At 66.7% G+C, this 17,091-nt stretch carries 12 protein-coding genes; 5 read left to right on the top strand and 7 right to left on the bottom strand.

The features are described 5' to 3' along the window. Positions 1-76: 76 nt before the first annotated feature. The 3 genes from pyrF to ACXJLU_RS14880 form a co-directional block, all read right to left on the bottom strand. Entirely contained in the window at positions 77-898 is an 822-nt protein-coding gene (pyrF, locus tag ACXJLU_RS14890; protein WP_457332152.1) for an orotidine-5'-phosphate decarboxylase, read from the bottom strand. A gap of 61 nt (positions 899-959) precedes the next feature. Then, on the bottom strand, positions 960-1,745 hold the full coding sequence (locus tag ACXJLU_RS14885; RefSeq protein WP_457332150.1) for a hypothetical protein: 786 nt from the start codon (positions 1,743-1,745) through the stop codon (positions 960-962). Between the two features lie 20 nt (positions 1,746-1,765). Next, positions 1,766-2,668, bottom strand: coding sequence for a LysR family transcriptional regulator (locus tag ACXJLU_RS14880; protein WP_457332148.1), 903 nt, complete (start codon positions 2,666-2,668; stop codon positions 1,766-1,768). A gap of 78 nt (positions 2,669-2,746) precedes the next feature. Here ACXJLU_RS14880 and ACXJLU_RS14875 point away from each other — a divergent pair, with 78 nt between their 5' ends. Continuing rightward, a complete protein-coding gene (locus ACXJLU_RS14875; protein WP_457332146.1) occupies positions 2,747-3,361 on the top strand; it encodes a glutathione binding-like protein in 615 nt (204 codons plus the stop codon). Here the strand turns inward: ACXJLU_RS14875 and purB are convergent. The 3 genes from purB to ACXJLU_RS14860 form a co-directional block, all read right to left on the bottom strand. Then, the gene (gene purB / locus ACXJLU_RS14870) at positions 3,358-4,734 is read right to left on the bottom strand and encodes an adenylosuccinate lyase (protein WP_457332144.1); all 1,377 of its coding nucleotides are present in this window, start codon (positions 4,732-4,734) and stop codon (positions 3,358-3,360) included. The two genes, ACXJLU_RS14875 and purB, sit on opposite strands and share 4 nt — an antisense overlap. A 45-nt stretch (positions 4,735-4,779) precedes the next feature. Continuing rightward, positions 4,780-6,321 carry a leucine-rich repeat domain-containing protein gene (locus ACXJLU_RS14865; protein WP_457332142.1) on the bottom strand — a complete coding sequence of 514 codons (1,542 nt, stop codon included), beginning with the start codon at positions 6,319-6,321 and terminating at the stop codon, positions 4,780-4,782. Between the two features lie 122 nt (positions 6,322-6,443). After that, positions 6,444-8,411, bottom strand: a complete 1,968-nt coding sequence (locus tag ACXJLU_RS14860; RefSeq protein WP_457332140.1) for a leucine-rich repeat domain-containing protein — start codon at positions 8,409-8,411, stop codon at positions 6,444-6,446. On the opposite strand from ACXJLU_RS14860, the gene ACXJLU_RS14855 reads away from it, so the two are divergent. Further along, positions 8,340-10,880: a polysaccharide deacetylase family protein gene (locus ACXJLU_RS14855; protein WP_457332138.1), complete on the top strand. Its 2,541-nt coding sequence runs from the start codon at positions 8,340-8,342 to the stop codon at positions 10,878-10,880. The two genes, ACXJLU_RS14860 and ACXJLU_RS14855, sit on opposite strands and share 72 nt — an antisense overlap. Before the next feature lie 16 nt (positions 10,881-10,896). Here ACXJLU_RS14855 and ACXJLU_RS14850 read toward each other — a convergent pair whose 3' ends face one another. Then, the gene (locus ACXJLU_RS14850) at positions 10,897-12,423 is read right to left on the bottom strand and encodes a leucine-rich repeat domain-containing protein (RefSeq protein WP_457332136.1); all 1,527 of its coding nucleotides are present in this window, start codon (positions 12,421-12,423) and stop codon (positions 10,897-10,899) included. A gap of 123 nt (positions 12,424-12,546) precedes the next feature. Here ACXJLU_RS14850 and ACXJLU_RS14845 point away from each other — a divergent pair, with 123 nt between their 5' ends. The 3 genes from ACXJLU_RS14845 to ACXJLU_RS14835 form a co-directional block, all read left to right on the top strand. Continuing rightward, positions 12,547-13,830, top strand: a complete 1,284-nt coding sequence (locus ACXJLU_RS14845; RefSeq protein ID WP_457332134.1) for a GTP cyclohydrolase II — start codon at positions 12,547-12,549, stop codon at positions 13,828-13,830. Further along, positions 13,823-15,043: a URC4/urg3 family protein gene (locus tag ACXJLU_RS14840; protein WP_457332132.1), complete on the top strand. Its 1,221-nt coding sequence runs from the start codon at positions 13,823-13,825 to the stop codon at positions 15,041-15,043. Before ACXJLU_RS14845 ends, ACXJLU_RS14840 begins: the two co-directional genes overlap by 8 nt. Before the next feature lie 359 nt (positions 15,044-15,402). After that, a partial coding sequence (locus ACXJLU_RS14835) for an RICIN domain-containing protein (RefSeq protein ID WP_457332130.1) occupies positions 15,403-17,091 on the top strand: 1,689 nt, incomplete at its 3' end.

Below are 17,091 nucleotides of genomic sequence, written 5' to 3'. Positions count from 1 at the left end.
GCGACGGGCTGGTTTTCCCGGTTTCGCCGGGCCTGCCGTGCAGGACTGCACGGCACGGTGCCTCTCGGGCGGCGGGTCAGGCGGCCGGCTTGTGGGTGTTCAGCTCGAGGCGGGTGGCCTGGGCGACGCGGCGGGCGGCGCTCGCGAAATCGTCACCATTCGACGCATAGAGCACGGCGCGCGACGAGTTGACGACGATGCTCGCGTCGGCGCGCCAGCCGGCGCGCACCGTGGCGGCCGCGTCGCCGCCCTGCGCGCCGACGCCGGGGATCAGCAGCGGCAGCGTCGGCGCGAGTTCGCGCACGCGGGCGACCTCGCCGGGGAAGGTGGCGCCGACCACCAGGCCGAGTTGGCCGCTGCGGTTCCAGTCGCCCTGCGCGAGGCGGGCGACGCGTTCGTAGACCAGCTCGCCGCCGACCAGGGGCTGGGCCTGCAGGTCGGAGCCGCCGGGGTTGGAGGTGCGGCACAGCAGGATCAGGCCCTTGTCGCCGTAGCGCAGCCACGGCTCGAGCGAATCGAAGCCCATGAAGGGCGACAGCGTGACCGCGTCGGCCTGGTAGCGCTCGAAGGCTTCTCGGGCGTACTGCTCGGCGGTGGGGCCGATGTCGCCGCGCTTGGCGTCGAGGATCACCGGCACCTCGGGCGCGACGCGCTTGATGTGGGCCATCAGGCGCTCCAGCTGGTCTTCGGCGCGGTGGCCGGCGAAGTAGGCGATCTGCGGCTTGAAGGCGATCACCAGGTCCTTGGTGGCATCGACGATCGCGGCGCAGAAGTCGAAGATGCGGGCCGCATCGCCCTTCCAGGCGCCGGGGAACTTCGCCGGATCGGGATCGAGCCCCACGCAGAGCAGGGAATCGTTGCGGCGTTCGGCGCGGCGCAGCTGGTCGGTGAATTTCATGGGGGAGGGGGCTTGGAGCCGGGGTCAGTTCTTGTGGGGTGAGGTGGCGTCGTTGTCCGGCCTATCGAATGGCAGTCCGCTTTGCGGCGTGCTCTGCGGCAGCGAATCGGTGATGTGCGCTGCCTCGGATGCGACGCCACTCGGCAAGTGGGTCGTCGAGGTCTGCCCAGCCGTTGCCGGGGACTTCCCGGACCTGCATCACCATGGTTTCAAGCGACTTGTCGTTGAGCCGTTCCCAGCTCTTGATGACGAACGACTCCATCGTCCAGACGCGTTCGGCGTCGCGGCGCCAGCGTCCGTCACCGCTGACCCGGACCGGGCCACCGAACAGGTGCGGTGCCAGTTCTTTCGCCGTCGATCGCGATGCGCTGCACTGCAGTTTCTCGCCGCCTTCACCCTCGAGCCACACGGGCACGGTGTCGTCCTTGCCACCCACTCGGATCACGACGCCATCGAGGGTACCGAACTCACGGGTGACGATCTCCTGCGTCAACAGCGTCTTGCTGCCGGGAAAATCCAGCACCTTCCTGCCGTGCTTCAGCTTCAGCACCGCACTGCAGCCGTCTTCGCGCAACAGGGCGTTCAACGTGCGGTAGTGGCGGGTCAGCTCGCGATCCGCCTGCGGGGTGCCGACCAGCGCAAGGCGCTGCGCCACGCTCGCCTGGGCAATCGAATCCACGGCGATCTCCGGCACGGCGCTGCCGCTGCGGACCTTGATCAAGTGAACGTGTTCGCTCGACCCGAACAGCTTGGCGAGTTCGGCGACGTACTCCGCCAGACGCCGCATCGGCAGCGTGCCGGGTTGCCAGGCATCCATCCTGAAGTCGTAGACGACGAAATCGCTCATGAGAATCTCCGGCCGTGATTCTAGGGCGCTGCGTCCATCCGCAGGTTCGATGCCAAGTGCGCCGCGACCACCGCGATGCGCCGCAGGTGCCGCGACTCCGGGTGCGTCAGCAGCCACAGCTGGGTCTCGCATTCGGCCAGCGGCTCGCCGAGCGGTTGCAGCTCGCGCCGCTGCGACGCGAGGAACACCGGCGCGATGCCGACGCCCAGCCCGGCGGCAACCGCATCGACCACCGACTGCACGCTGTTGACGCGCAGCACCGGCTCGACCTTCGGCAGGTGCTTCTTGCGCCAGCGCACCGACGGGTGCTCGGGCAACGCATCGTCGACAACGATCCAGCGCGCGGCCACCAGGTCGACAGGCTTGCGCTGCCGTCCGGCCGGCTTCAAGCCGTAGACCGCCGACGGGATCGGCCGCAGTTCGCGGCCGACGACGTGCGGCGGCGGCTTCACCGTCGCGCGCAGCGCGATGTCGGCCTCGCGCTGCGACAGGTTCACCAGCTCGTTGCGTGCAGTGATCTCCAGCCGCAGCAGCGGGTGGGCCGCCGCCAGGCCGGCCAGCGCGGGCAGCAGCAGGCCGCTCAGGATGGTGTCAGTGGTGCTGATGCGCACCAGGCCGCCGACCGCGCCGGCATCGAGCCGGGCCGCACTGCGCGCCGACTCCAGCTCGGCCTCGATGCGCTCGGCATGCTGCGCGAGCTGCAGCCCGAGCTCGGTCGCCAGGTAGCCGCTGCGCGAGCGCTCGAAGAGCCGCTGGCCGAGCGCCTTCTCGCAGCGCTGCACGGTGCGGAACACCGTGGAGCCGTCGACACCGGCCAGCGCGCCGGCGGCCGCCAGCGTGCCGCCGCGCACCAGGGCCAGCAGCACGGCCAGTTCGCCCGCGCCGATCGACGACGCGGCGGTCGATTGCAGCGGTGCAGCCATCGCTTGCCTCCTTGCCTATTTCAAATGCAATGGCGCAATCCTAGATTCAAGGCCTCGACACCTCAACAGGATCTTTCCATGAAGCTCTATTTCGCCCCCGGTGCATGCTCGATGGCCATTCACATCGCGCTGCGCGAGACCGGTGTCGCCTTCGAGGCGCACCAGGTGGACCTGGCAACCCACACGTTGACGGAAGGCGGCGGCAACTACTTCGAGATCTCGCCACGCGGCTACGTGCCGCTGCTGGAGTTCGACGACGGCTCGCGCCAGACCGAAGGCAGCGCGCTGCTGCAGTACCTTGCCGACCTGGATCCGGCGCAGGCGCTGATCGGCGCGCCCGCCAGCCGGCGGCGCCTTGGCGTGACACAGTGGCTGAGCTTCGTCAGCACCGAGCTGCACAAGACCTTCAGCCCATGGCTGTGGCACAAGGAGACGGCCGACAGCACGAAGCGCGACGCAAAGCTCAAGCTCGCCGCGCGCTTCGCCGACATGGACAGCCACCTCGCGACGCGCGAGTTCCTGGCCGGCGACTACAGCGTTGCCGACGCCTACGGCTTCACGATCGTGAACTGGAGCAACTTCCTCGGCATCCCGCTGTCGGACTTCCCGCACCTGCGCGCGTGGATGGACCGCGTGTCGGCCAGGCCGGCGGTGCAGCAGGCGCTGCGGGCCGAGGGGCTGCTGAAGGACTAGATCTTGCCGATGCGCTTCGCCAGCTCGGCGCCGATGCCGATGTAGCTGCCCGGCGTCATCGCGAGCAGCCGGTCGCGCTCGGCCTGCGGGATCTCGAGCGTGCCGATGAACTGCTGGATGGCCTCGCGCGTGATCGTCTTGCCGCGTGTCAGCTCCTTCAGCCGCTCGTACGGGTTCGCGAGCTTGTAGCGGCGCATCACCGTCTGGATCGGCTCGGCCAGCACCTCCCAGGCGCTGTCGAGGTCGGCCGCGAGCGCGTCGCGGTTCACCTCGAGCTTGCCCAGGCCGCGCAGCAGGCTGTCGTAGCCCAGCACCGCGTAGCCGAGCGCCACGCCCATGTTGCGCAGCACCGTGCTGTCGGTCAGGTCGCGCTGCCAGCGGCTGATCGGCAGCTTCTGGCTCAGGTGGGTCAGCAGCGCGTTGGCGAGGCCGAAGTTGCCTTCGGCGTTCTCGAAGTCGATCGGGTTGACCTTGTGCGGCATCGTGCTGGAGCCGATCTCGCCTTCCTTCGTGCGCTGCTTGAAGTAGCCGAGGCTGATGTAGCCCCAGACGTCGCGCGACCAGTCGATCAGGATGGTGTTGGTGCGCGTCACCGCGTCGAACAGCTCGGCCATGTAGTCGTGCGGCTCGATCTGGATGGTGTACGCGTTGAAGCTCAGGCCGAGCGCGCCTTCGATCACGCGCTTCGAGAAGGCCTCCCAGTCGACCTCGGGGTAGGCGGCGAGGTGGGCGTTGTAGTTGCCGACCGCGCCGTTCATCTTGGCGAGCAGCTGCACGCCGGCGATGCGCTCGCGCGAGGTGCGCAGCCGCGCGACCACGTTGGCGATCTCCTTGCCGACGGTGGTGGGGCTGGCCGTCTGGCCGTGCGTGCGGCTGAGCATCGGCACGTCGGCCAGCTCGACCGACAGCGCGGCGAGGCGGTCGACGATGCGGTCCAGCGTGGGCAGCACCACCTCGGTGCGCGCGGCCTTCAGCATCAGGCCATGGCTGGTGTTGTTGATGTCTTCGCTGGTGCAGGCAAAGTGCACGAACTCGCCGGCGCCCTTGAGTTCGGCATTCGATTCGAAGCGGCCCTTCAGCCAGTACTCGACCGCCTTCACGTCGTGGTTGGTGGTGCGCTCGATGTCCTTGATGGCCTGGGCATCGGCCTCGCTGAAGCGCGCCACCAGGCCGCGCAACAGCCCGCGGGAGGCCTCGCTCAGCGGCTTGAACTCGGCCAGGCCGGCGTCCGACAGTGCGATGAACCACTCGACTTCCACCTGCACGCGGCGGTGCATCAGGCCGAACTCGCTGAGAAGCGGGCGCAGCGCGGCGACCTTGGCGGCGTAACGGCCGTCGAGCGGGGACAGGGCGGAGAGGGCGGAGAGGTTCATGGGGACGGGCAAACGGGCGGAAAGGGCTGATTTTAGGCGGGTGGCCTACCGGGCCGGTTTCCAGGTTCTCGGCGTGGCCTGGACAGCGGTGCCGGCGCGCTGCGCACGGACCACGGCCGCCAGGCTGTGCAAGCTGTCTTCGTCGTTCCCCATCTGTTTGACGATGTGCGAGCAAAGTTCCAGAGGAAGACCCCTCCACGGCGTGAGCGAGGACGACAAGCCGGTGTGGAAGGCGGCGGAAGCATCGGCCCGCAGGTGTTCGAAGCGGCTCTCGCGGATGCGGTTGCGGTTGACGGCAATGGAACATATCCGACCGAGGGACTCGAGTTCGTCGCGATGCAGGCATGTGTCGCCGAAGGCCGGCAGGATCAGCTGCGTCAGGGTGAAGTTGGGCTTCACGGGGCCATCCCATGCCAGGGCATTCTTCACCGCCGTGAGGAAATCCAGAGACATGGCGCAGCGCGACAGGTCCAGCGTGCGCAGGCGATCGTTTCGGCGCAGTGCGTACGTCAGATCGTGGCCGCCGCCCCACAAGTCATGCCCGGCAAGCGACAGCATCTCAAGGCACGGGTGGTTCGTGAGTGCGGACAACACGGATGTGACGTCGAGCGACGAATAGGGTTCGGTGGTGCCCAGGTCCAGCCAGGCGAGTGACGGGGTCATCGGAAGGAGCGTGACGATGGTGCCCACGATGCGGCTCTTCAAGCTGGTGCCCAGGGACATGCCAGTCCAGCCGTTGCTCCGGGCCGTCTCGAACAGCGTTTCCACGTCGGCCTGCGACAGCGCGCAGTCCGCCATCTCGAACTCGCACAGGGTGGCGCTGGCCCTCACGGCCTTCAGGATGCGTGCGCGATCTTCGATGCGGAAGGGGTTGCCACTCAGGCAGAGCCGTCGAAGAGGGGCCGACGCCGGCAGGTCAGCGATCGCCTCACCGGGTTGAAGCGGCTTCTTCCGGTGTGTGGACCGCGGAGAGGTCAGTGTCTTGCCGAGGGCCCGCCTGGCGGTCTTGGGCTTGGCGGGCAGCAGCCCCGTGAGCCCGCGATTGCGCGACAGGTCGAGCGCCTGAACCTTCGGGTTGCGCTTCAGGCATTCAGCGAGCCGCGGCAGGCTGCGCGGTGTGATCTGGTTGCCGCCGAGGTCGAGCGTGATCGGCACGTCCGGCAGGAGCGGCACCCACCGATCGATCCAGCGCACCAGGCGTTTGACGTCCTTGTCCGTCACGGGGCCATGCGCATCGCCTTGCGTGGGGTATCCGAAGCACAGGGTCAGGGCGGTGTCGATGCCGCGATCGAAGATCTCCTTGGTCAGCCAGGCGGCGGGGCTGCCGTCCTCGGCGTGCAGGCTGAAGCGCATGAGCTGCGACCGATCTGCCAAGGTCGTTGGCAGTTCCTGTTTGTCGTGGAAACTGGCCACGGGACCTGATGACGGGACCAGGTTCCGCGTGGCCTTCCTGAACTCCGGCTGCAGACATTCCGGCTGTTCATCGTCATCGGTGCCGCGGGGCTTGATGAGCAGCGAAGGTACTTTCGACAGCGAGTGGGTGCGCCGTTCCGTCTTGTTTTTACTGCCGTGCACGCTGGTCTCCATCGTTCCGCGATGCCCCTTGAGTAACAGCCACTCGCCGCCGCGTTCCAGAGAAGGCTGCCTTTCTGGTGATGGCAGCCTGCCGATTCAATGAACGGAACGGTGCTTGCCCTCGAGGGCCTGCGTCATCGTTTTCGGGGTCGGCTGCCACCTCGTTGGACTTTTGCCACTTCATCCCGCCGATCCTTCAGCCGCAGTCCTCCGACCATCGCCATGCTGCTGAGCGTCTCCAGCGCGACTGCCTGGCCATGTTGGGCGGCAGCGATCTTCCATGTCCATTCCCCGATCTGCTGGCCGATTTCCTTGGGAAGAGGAAAGATGGGCGCCAAATGGCTCAACCAGGTGGCGATCTTTTCTGCTTTCTTCATTCCCAGCATGTCTCGATTCGCCAGGAGCTTGTCACGGATCACGCCGTCGGCGTCTGGAATGTCTGCCTGCAATTGGAGCAAGGAGGAACTGCCCAATACGGCGCCCTGCAAGATGTGGGCGTCAATACCGCAGCGCCTCAGATCGAGAACACGCAAGGTCTTGTTGTCGTTCAACGCATCGACCAACCCGCCTTGCCTCCCGGGCGGAATGCGGCGCCCGCTGATGTTGAGGATCTCGATCGACTGGTTGTGCTGGAGTGCCAGGAACCACCCGGAGCCGCAGTTCTCGTTCATATCCGCAGAACGGCCGATTTCGCTGCGGTCAGAAACCGACAGGTCGATTTCTTCGAGGTGAGAGTTCGAGGAAAGAAGAGCTGTCGACACCTGGGTGTACATGTCGTGGCCGATGACCATGTCGGCAAGCGACACCACTTTCAGGCAGTGGTGCCTGCCGATGGTCTCCAGCAATGCTGGATGGGCGGCCTGCAGGGAATCATCCAGGATCAACGTGTGCAATGAAGCCTTCTCGAGCGCCTTCTGGAATTCTTCTGGCGCGACAAGCATGACATTTCCGGACAAATCGAGGTGCTTGAGCGGGGCGTCGACCAGCAGCGTGTGCGCGTATTTCCATATCTGCCCATTCTCGCCAGGATGCAGGCTGTCCAGTCGGCGCAGGGTCAGCCTCACCAGTGGCTTGGCTTGCAGTGCGCCGCAGATCTTCTTCGGCGACAGGCCCCGGACCGACAAGTCGACCTCCCGCAGGTCGGGTGCGCCCTTGATCGCCGCATAGAAGGCCTTCGACAACTTCTTCTTTCCGTCGACTCGATTTCCTTGCAGATCGAGACGCGTGATGCCGGACAGGAGTTTGCCGAGGTGTTTCAACCCGCTTTCGTCAATCGCGTTGCCGGACAGGTCGATGTGATTCAGGTCCGGCAGATGCCGCCTCCATTTCTCGAGCCACTTGCCCAGGAATTTGATGTGCTCTCCATTGAGGCGATCTGCATCCGGAGGTGCGAAGTACATGGTGGCGGGTCGCGCGTTCAGGTGCAGGGTGGTGGCGCCGCCTGCGATCTCCCTTTGCCGATGAAGGTACAGGAAGGCCAGTGCGTCGCTTGCTTGCGCTTTTACGCAGAGGAGAACCAGATCAGCCAGTTCTGCACCCTGTCGACTCACATCTCCCTGCACGAAGTCGAAGTACCCGGACTCTTCCAGCTTCTGCTGGAACCCGGCGCTGAGCGGAGGCTTGCGCATGTCCAGCAACTGATCGGCGGTCGCAGCGCTCTTCTGCGATTTCGACGTCTCCGACTTTGGTAAATCGGTCCGTGGTGAGAGCTTGCCCAGTTTTTTGTCGCTCACGATTTCTTCGATGTTGTTGGTCGAGTCGGGTGAGTAACATCCGCGGACCAATCGTTCAGTGTTCGCGCCACGATGCACCGCTTCATCCCCGCTACCGTCTTGCCTCTGATGTTGACCGTGGCGGCTTGCAATCGCACGCAGGAACCGGCATCTCCGGCAGTCGCGTCGGCGCCGGCCGCGGCATCGCCGGCGCCTTCGGCCCCGCTCCCACCGGCGACGGCAAGCGTCGCCCTCGCCACCCAGCTCCAGCAGCGCGCCGACGGCGTGCTCGCCGCGCACCGCCAGATGATCGTGCTGATGACCGGCGAGCGCGCGCTGAAGCCGGCCGAGCGCCGCGCGGTCGGCGCCGTCGGCCAGCTGCTGTTCCACGATCTGCAGGAGCGTGTCGATGCGCTCACCACGGCAGCCGCCAACACCGCCGACCCCGCCACGCTGCCCGCCCTCGAAGCCCTGCTCGACCGCATCGAGAGCGAGCCGAGCTGGTTCGACGCCGACCGCCTCGCGTTCAAGGAATTCCTGACCCGCCTGTCGGCCCAGTACGCGCAGTCGCAGTCGATCGCCGGCTTGAAGCTCGCGCGCCGCGCCAACGAAGACCTGGCCGTGCTGGCCGAGGTGGAGCAGGCCTACGACCGCGAGCTGAAGGACGTGTTCGGCCGCTTCGCGAAGCGCGGCATCGAGCTGCAGCGCGAGAAGTGGTCCGACTACGTGGCCAAGATCTCGAGGCTCTACAACCGCGAGCAGATCCTGAAGGATTTCGCGACCATCGTGCCCTACACCGCGCCGTCGACAAGGTCGGGCGCGAGCGAAGAACCCGATTCACGCGAGATCTTCGGCGGCTCGCTGCCGCCAAAGACGGTGGTGCTGACCTTCGACGACGGCCCGCACCCGAAGTACACCGACGACATCCTCGACATCCTGAAGCGCTACGACGCACCGGCGATCTTCTTCAACCTCGGGCGCAACCTCGGCACCGTCGATGCGCAGGGCCACGCAAAACTGGGCCCGAACGGCGCGGTCGCCAGGCGGGTGCTGGCCGCCGGCCACCAGCTCGCCGACCACAGCTTCACGCACAGCGTGATGGCCAAGCTGAGCGACGACGCGGTGCGCACCGAGACCACCGACACCGAGGCGCTGCTCGATGCCACCGGGCGCCAGCCGTCGTCGCTGTTCCGCTTTCCGTACGGCGCGCGCAACGAGGGATCGCTCAGCACCGTCGAGGCGTTGAAGCTGCGCTCGATGATGTGGAACGTCGACTCGATGGACTGGGCCGACCCGGTGCCGAAGAGCATCGCCGAGCGCGTGCTGACCGAGGTCGACCGGGCCGGCCGCGGCGTGATCCTGTTCCATGACATCCAGGGCCGCACGGTGCAGGCGCTGCCGCTGATGCTCGATCAACTGGTGGCCGACGGCTACCGCTTCGCCACTTGGCGCGACGGCAAGTTCGTCGTCAACGCACCGCGCAAGGCCGCACCCGACGCGGCGCTGGCGGCGAGCGCCGACACGCTGTACCGCGACAGCTTCGCGCTGGTGATCGGCATCGACCAGTACGCGAAGTGGCCGCAGCTGCACCATGCGGTGCGCGATGCGCGCGCGGTGCAGGAGACGCTGGTGTCGCGCTTCGGCTTCAAGGCCGAGAACGTGACCGCGCTGTACGACGGCGAGGCGACGCGCGCGAACATCCTGCGCGTGCTGAACGACAAGCTGGCCGACGGCAAGAAGGTGCGGCGCGACGACCGCGTCGTCGTGTTCTATGCCGGGCATGGCGGCACGCGCAAGCTGACGAGCGGGCGCGACGTCGGCTACCTGATCCCGGTCGACGCCTCGCTGGCGGATTTCGCATCCGACGCGATCTCGATGCCGCAGCTGCAGGAGGTGGCCGAGGCGATCAGCGCGAAGCATGTGCTGTTCATGGTCGACGCCTGCTACTCCGGTCTCGGGCTCACGCGCGGCGGCGGCGCGAGCGGCGCCGCGAACTTCCTGGCCGACAACGCGCGGCGCCTGGGCCGGCAGATGCTGACCGCCGGCGGTGCCGACCAGCAGGTGGCCGACGACGGGCCGGGCGGCCATTCGGTGTTCACCTGGACGCTGCTGCAGGCGCTGAACGGCAAGGCCGACCTGAACGGCGACGGCGTGATCACCGGCACCGAACTGGCGGCCTATGTGGCCCCGTCGGTGGCGGCGATCGCGCGCCAGACGCCGGCCTTCGGCAGCCTGCCGGGTTCGGAAGGCGGCGAGTTCGTGTTCGAGCTGCCGGCCGACCGCGAGGCCTTGAGCGGGGACTCGCCGCAGCTCGACGCCGACGCGAGCAAGCTCAACAAGCGGCTCGACGATGCGAAGACGGCGGCACTGCAGCCCGGTGGCAAGGGCGCGGCGAAGGACGTGCAGGTCGTCATCAAGAACCTGGAGGGTGGCGACACCAAGCTCTCGACGCCAGCTGCCGCGCCGGTGGCCCCGCGCGTGGCCGCGCAGCGCGCCAACGACCGCGGGCTGGCGCTGTTCCGTGAGCGCCGCTACGACGAGGCCGAGGCGGCGTTCACCGAGGCACTGAAGCTGCAGCCGGTGTTCGCGCTGGCGGCCAACAACCTCGGCTTCGTCTACTTCAAGCGCGGCAAGTCGGCCGAGGCGGCACGCTGGTTCGAGCGTGCGATCGAGATGGACGGCAGCCGGGCGCTGGCGTACCTGAACCTCGGTGATGCGCAGCTGCAGGCGGGCGACGACGCGAAGGCGCTGAAGGCCTACGCGACCTTCGTCGGGCTGGCGCCGAAGCATGCGCGGGTGGCGGAGCTGCAGGGGTGGATCGCAGCGCCGGATGCGGCGCACCGGCCGAAGTTGCCTTGATCTGCATGTTGGAGCGTCACTCCGAAGTAGGGGCCTTCGGGTGTCGACCGGGGGTCGCAGCGATTCTGTCGAGAGTGTCAGCGCCCGTTGCACCCATCGCTCCAATGAGCTCAACGAGGTGCCCTATGAGGTCGGGGGGGAGCTTGTGGTCGTTCTCTTGGTTCAAAAGCAAGTCGAGAGCGTTGGTCGCATTTTTCACTTGCGCGGTTGACGGGTACTTGTTCAACAGAAGACGCTCCTGCAGCGCCTTGGCCTGCGCCTGCGTGAAGTCGCTGTTGTCAGAAAGGTCCAGCTCCAACAGGTTGTCGTGGCGAATCGCGGCGGGCAGGATGGCCACCAGGTCCTCGGTTGAAAGTTCCGCGTCCGCCAGTTGCAACGACCTCAGGTTCTCGTTGCGTGTGAGTACTTCTGCGATGCGTCGCCCTTGTCCCGTCAGCGTGTTGCCCGAGAGGTCGGCATGTTGCATCGACGGACTGTCGCGCAATTCGGCCAGAATCCTCTTCACAGTGTCCTTGGTCAGGTCGCAATGGGACACGTCGATCGCTTCGAGGCCTGGTTTCCGGATCAACGCGAGCAGGGCGTTGATGCCGGCTTCTTGAAGGATGCAGCGGTGGATCTGGATTCGCTTCAACGATGGGTGACGCAGCAGCGCTTGCAGCAGTTCTGGGCGCGTGATGAAGCCAGTATCCGTCGCGGAATTCAGGTTGATCGACGTGAGTGTCGTGTTGGACCGAAGGACGTTGAGCATTTGCTCGGCTATCGGCAGGTACGCGCCGCCGAAGTGCAGAAGCGTTTTGTTCTTGGCAAGTCCGTCAGCGATGGGTTTGACGAAATCGGCATCGGCAACATCTTTCAGGGGGCGCACGTTGGAGATGTCCAGTGACTGCAGCGTGGTGTTGCGTTCCAGCAATTGACCGAACACCGCGCCATCCTCACAAGCATTGAATGACAAATTAATTGAGAGCAATGTGGTGTTGTGAATCAAAGCCTCCGTGACCTTCCTGATGCTTCGACCCGAGCTTGCGGATGAACCGATGTTCAAGTGTTGCAGGGGCGGGTTCAGTTTCAGAAGTTTGGCAAAAGCTTCGACACCTTCGTTGCCAATGAAATTGTTGTTCACGTCGACCGAGGTCAACAGCGGGAGCGATCCGATCCATTTGGCGAGCCACGCGGCCAGAAACTTCGCATCCTTGCCGGTCAACCTTTGTTCGGGGGGCACTTCATCGGTGTGGGCCAGCTGCAGCGATTGCTGTTTTCCTGGCGCGACGTCCTCGAGTCTCAGGAACAGCCATGCCATGGCCTGAGATTGCTTGTTCTTCAGGCAAAAGCGGGCGATTTCGGCCTGGCTCGTTGCGTTGTCCGGCACGTCGCCGTCGAGCAGGAAGCTCTTGACGCAGCCCGGTGGCAGGGAGGACGCATCAAACTTCTGCGGCGGCAGAGGGAGCCGGCGCAGTGCTTCGACCTTCGACGGCTTCGGCGCCACGTTCGTCTGGAGCAGCGCGCTCGTGATGGATTTGCGAGGGGAGGTGATGATTTTGAACATCGTGTACAGCGATTGATGGGATGACCTGCTGAGTAACGCGATGGCCCAACAGGTTCCCATGTGCGTTACCGAAGTCGTATCCTCGACGCCATCGACCCCCGGTCTTCATCAGGAGCGTCTGCGATGAGTCTCGAGCCCCGAACCGATTCCACCGGCGAGCCGAAGCCCTCCAAGCACATCCGCCTGACCTCCCACCCCGGCCAGCAGGGGCCGTCCGGCGCGCCGGCCATCCACTGGGGCGCCGCCACCGCGGCCGAGCGCGGCCCGATCGTCGGTACCACCACCAACCGCAGCCAGCGCAACGTGATCGGCACGCACAGCGGCTCGTATGGCGTGTACCGGGCCCTCGCCCTCGCGGCCGGCAACCTGAAGAAGGGCCACCGCGCTGACCTCACCAACACCTCGCCCACCGACCTGATCGGCCCGTACCCGCAATGGTGCGATGCGACGAAGATGGTCTCCATCGATCCGTGGGGCGCCTCGGTCTCCGACGTGTTCGCCGGGCCCATTGCGCAGGGCTACGACATCCGCCCGACCATCGCCGTCACCCAGGCCCACATCCACCTGCCCGAGGTGAAGCAGGCGCTGGCCTTCCAGCGCCTGCAGGTCGACGGCCGGGTGCTGCTGGACGACAGCTCGGCCGTGGTCACCAAGGTCGCGATCGAGCCGGTGTGGTGGCTGCCCGGCGTCGCGAAGCGCTTCAACGTCAGCGAGGGCGACCTGCGCCGCCACCTGTTCGAGGAGACCGGCGGCATGTACCCCGAGCTCGTCACGCGCAGCGACATCGAGGTCTTCCTGCCGCCGATCGGCGGGCAGACGCTCTACATCTTCGGCAACCCGCGCGACCTCGCCGACCCCGGCGTCACGCTGACCGCGCGCGTGCACGACGAATGCAACGGCTCCGACGTGTTCGGCTCCGACATCTGCACCTGCCGGCCCTACCTGACGCATGCGATCGAGGAGTGCATCCGCGGTGCGCAGCACGGCGGCGTCGGGCTGATCGCCTACAGCCGCAAGGAAGGCCGCGCGCTCGGCGAGGTCACCAAGTTCCTCGTCTACAACGCGCGCAAGCGGCAGGTGGGCGGCGACAGCGCCGACAAGTACTTCCTGCGCACCGAATGCGTCGCCGGCGTGCAGGACATGCGCTTCCAGGAGCTGATGCCCGACGTGCTGCACTGGCTCGGCGTGCAGAAGATCCACCGCCTCGTCAGCATGAGCAACGACAAGTACGACGCGATCACCGGCAGCGGCATCGCCGTCGGCGAGCGCGTCAAGATCCCCGACGAGCTGGTGCCGGCCGACGCGCGCGTCGAGATCGAGGCCAAGATCGCCGCCGGCTACTTCACCGACGGCAGCGTGCCCGACGACATCAAGCTCGCGGCCACCAAGGGGCGCGGCCTTGTCTAGCCCTGCCGTGGCCGAGCTGCGGCAGGCGTCGACCATCCGCGAGCGCTGCGCCAACATCCTGCGGGCGGTCGGCGAGGGGCGCTCCACGAACTTCACGATCGATCACGCGAAGCTGGCCGACGCGGCGCAGCGCGTCGAGCAGGTCACGCGGCAGAACTACCCCGACCTGCGCATCCCGTACCACAGCCGCTGGCGCCATTTCGAGGCCGGTGGCGTCGACCGCAAGGCTGAACTCGATGCGCGACTCGCCGGGCTCGATGCCGCGGCGCAGGCGCGTGCGCGCATCGACCTCACGGTGGTCAGCGTGCTGCTCGATGCTGGCGCCGGCGCCACGTGGCGCTATGCCGAAGCGGCCAGCGGGCAGACCTTCAGCCGTTCCGAAGGCTTGGGCGTCGCGAGCTTCCGCGGCTTCATGCACGGGCTGTTCTCGAGCGATCCTGCGCAGCCGCTGCGCGTGGACGCGGCGGCGTTGCTGCGGCTCGATGCCGGCGCACTCGCCGCGATGTTCCAGGTGCGCGAAGACAACCCGCTCATCGGCCTCGACGGCCGCACGCTGCTGCTGCGCCGGCTGGGCGAGGCGATGCAGGTGCAGCACGCGAGCTTCGGCGCCGAAGGCCGTCCCGGTGCGCTGTTCGACCGGCTCGCGCTGAAGTCGCACCAGGCGCCGCTCACGGCCCCGCAGCTGCTGCAGGCCCTGCTCGACACGCTGAGCGGCATCTGGCTGGCCGGCAACGAACTCGACGGCGTGCCGCTCGGCGACTGCTGGCGCCACCCACTCGCCGGTGGCAGTGGTGGAGGTGCCGACTGGGTGCCGTTCCACAAGCTCAGCCAGTGGCTCTGCTACTCGCTGCTCGAGCCCTTCGAGTGGGCCGGCGTGCCGGTCACCCAGCTCGACGGCCTGACCGGGCTGCCCGAATACCGCAATGGCGGGCTGCTGCTCGACAGCGGCGTCATCGTCCCGCGTGAGCCGGGCTTCTCGCAGCGTCGTCATACAACCGGCGATGAAGCCATCATCGAATGGCGCGCGCTCACCGTCGCGCTGATCGACGAGCTGGCGCCGCTGGTGCGCCACCGCCTCGGCAAGACCGTCACCGAGATGCCGCTCGCCTGCATCCTCGAAGGCGGCACCTGGGCTGCAGGCCGCGCCATGGCTCGCGAACTGCGCGACGGCAGCCCACCGCTCGTGATCGAAAGCGACGGCACGGTGTTCTGAAACCATCGGGTTTCGAGGCCGCCAGCCTTCGGTTTCGTCACGAGACCAAATTAATACCAGACGTTCGGCGCGCCCATCGAAATCGCGAATGGATGCCTCGCTGCGCACCCGATGAGTGCAGTGAAAGCTGCAACTTTGCACACAACTCGACACCTTGCCGTGGTGTTGCGTAAGGGTTTACCCTCGTTTGTCTGATGACCAAGGGTGCTTCAATTGGTCTTGTGGAAGCGTTTCCACTTTGACGGAACGCAACCTCAGCAAGGCCCTCGCGGCGGCCCGCGCAGCATGTCGACGCGAGATCGAATCAACAAGGCAGGGCCGGGCACCGCAGCGCCCAGGCCGCGAGAGGGTTGGGAACCATGAACAGATTCAAGCTGAGCGCGCTCGCGCTCGCCGCCGGTGTGGCCGCCACGTCGATGGCGCATGCGGACACGATCGTCGCGCCATACTTTTTCGGTTGGGGCTTCAACAGCACCGACTACAAGTTCAAGAACCTGACCGAAGCGAAATCGCGCGCCGGCATGGACGGCATGACGATCGCCTTCGCGATCTCGAACAACGGCGCCTGCGCCCTCAGCGGCGGCATGGATGCCACGATGAACAACGCGTCGGTGAAGGCCGACGTCAAGGCCTACATCAACAGCGGCGGACGGGTGATCCTGTCCTTCGGCGGCGCCAGCGGCACCTACCTCGAATCGGTCTGCTCGACCGCCAACCTCGTCACGCTGATCCGCCAGCTGTTCGACACGCACGGCACCCGCTCGATCGACTGGGACATCGAGGGCAGCCAGCTCGGCGACACGCGCCTGAACGGCGTGCGCAACGCGGCCATCAAGCAGCTGCAGGGCATCTACCCCGATCTGTACACCTCGTTCACGCTGCCGGTGGATCCGTTCCGCACCAGCTCCGAGCCGGGCGGCCTGCCGCCGAAGGCGCTCGAGCTGATCAAGGGTGCCGTGAGCGCCGGCGTCACGGTGTCGATGGTCAACATCATGACGATGGACTTCGGCACCTACTACAGCGGCGGCAAGAAGATGGGCGACCTGTCCGTCTCGGCCGCGCAGTCGACCTTCAACCAGCTGAAGGGCATCTACCCGTCGAAGACCGACGCGCAGCTCTGGGGGATGATCGGCATCACGCCGATGATCGGCCAGAACGACGAGCCGTCCGAGATCTTCACGCCGGCCGACGCGGTGGTCGTCGCCAACTTCGCGAAGCAGAAGGGCATCGGCCTGCTGGCGTACTGGGCCGCGCAGCGCGACCGCGTGGGCTCGGGCAGCAAGGACGACTTCAGCCGCACGAACACCCGCGACTACGAGTACTGGCAGGCCTTCGCCGCGGCCAAGGGTTCGAACCCGCCCGCACCGGCCCCCGCCCCCTCGCCGGCACCGGCGCCCGCACCGGCACCGACCGCCAAGCAGTACACCGTCAAGTCCTCGTTCTCGAACCTGTGCCTGGACATCGCCGGTGGCAGCACCGCCGACGGCGCCAAGGTCGTGCAGCAGAACTGCACCGGCACCGCCTCGCAGGTGTTCTCGTTCGTGCCCGACACCAGCGGCACTTACCGCATCGTCAACCTGAACAGCGGCCGCTCGCTCGACGTGACCGATGTGTCGACCGCCAACGGCGCGCTGATCCAGCAATGGGCCAACGGCGGCGGCTCGAACCAGCGCTTCGCGCAGCTCGCCGATGCCTCCACCGGCACGGTGCGCCTGCAGGCGGTGAACAGCGGCAAGTGCGTCGACGTGAAGGACTGGAACAGCGCTCCGGGCGCTGGCATCCAGCAGTGGGATTGCAGCGTCAACGCGAACCAGAAGTGGGCGCTGATCCCGGTGTCGAATGCACCGGCTCCGTCGCCTGCACCCGCTCCTGCTCCCGCGCCGACGCCGGCCCCCGCACCGGCTCCCACGCCCGCTCCGGCACCGGCTCCGACGCCCGCCCCGGCACCCRCACCCGCCCCGGCCCCGACGAGCTGCGCGGCCTGGACCGAAGGCATCACCTACAACGTCGGCCAGGTCGTCAGCTACCAGGGCAAGCAGTACAAGGCC

It is taken from the genome of Rhizobacter sp. P5_C2 (genome assembly GCF_054049715.1).
This window is presented reverse-complemented; position numbering and strand designations above follow the sequence as displayed.

What these genes read in the sequence shown, in the direction of transcription:
- purB (WP_457332144.1), bottom strand. Translation starts at nt 4,734, where the DNA reads ATGAACCTCTCCGCCCTCTCCGCCCTGTCCCCGCTCGACGGCCGTTAC.
- ACXJLU_RS14885 (WP_457332150.1), bottom strand. Translation starts at nt 1,745, where the DNA reads ATGAGCGATTTCGTCGTCTACGACTTCAGGATGGATGCCTGGCAACCC.
- ACXJLU_RS14845 (WP_457332134.1), top strand. Translation starts at nt 12,547, where the DNA reads ATGAGTCTCGAGCCCCGAACCGATTCCACCGGCGAGCCGAAGCCCTCC.
- ACXJLU_RS14850 (WP_457332136.1), bottom strand. Translation starts at nt 12,423, where the DNA reads ATGTTCAAAATCATCACCTCCCCTCGCAAATCCATCACGAGCGCGCTG.
- ACXJLU_RS14855 (WP_457332138.1), top strand. Translation starts at nt 8,340, where the DNA reads ATGACCGGCGAGCGCGCGCTGAAGCCGGCCGAGCGCCGCGCGGTCGGC.
- ACXJLU_RS14875 (WP_457332146.1), top strand. Translation starts at nt 2,747, where the DNA reads ATGAAGCTCTATTTCGCCCCCGGTGCATGCTCGATGGCCATTCACATC.
- pyrF (WP_457332152.1), bottom strand. Translation starts at nt 898, where the DNA reads ATGAAATTCACCGACCAGCTGCGCCGCGCCGAACGCCGCAACGATTCC.
- ACXJLU_RS14865 (WP_457332142.1), bottom strand. Translation starts at nt 6,321, where the DNA reads ATGGAGACCAGCGTGCACGGCAGTAAAAACAAGACGGAACGGCGCACC.
- ACXJLU_RS14880 (WP_457332148.1), bottom strand. Translation starts at nt 2,668, where the DNA reads ATGGCTGCACCGCTGCAATCGACCGCCGCGTCGTCGATCGGCGCGGGC.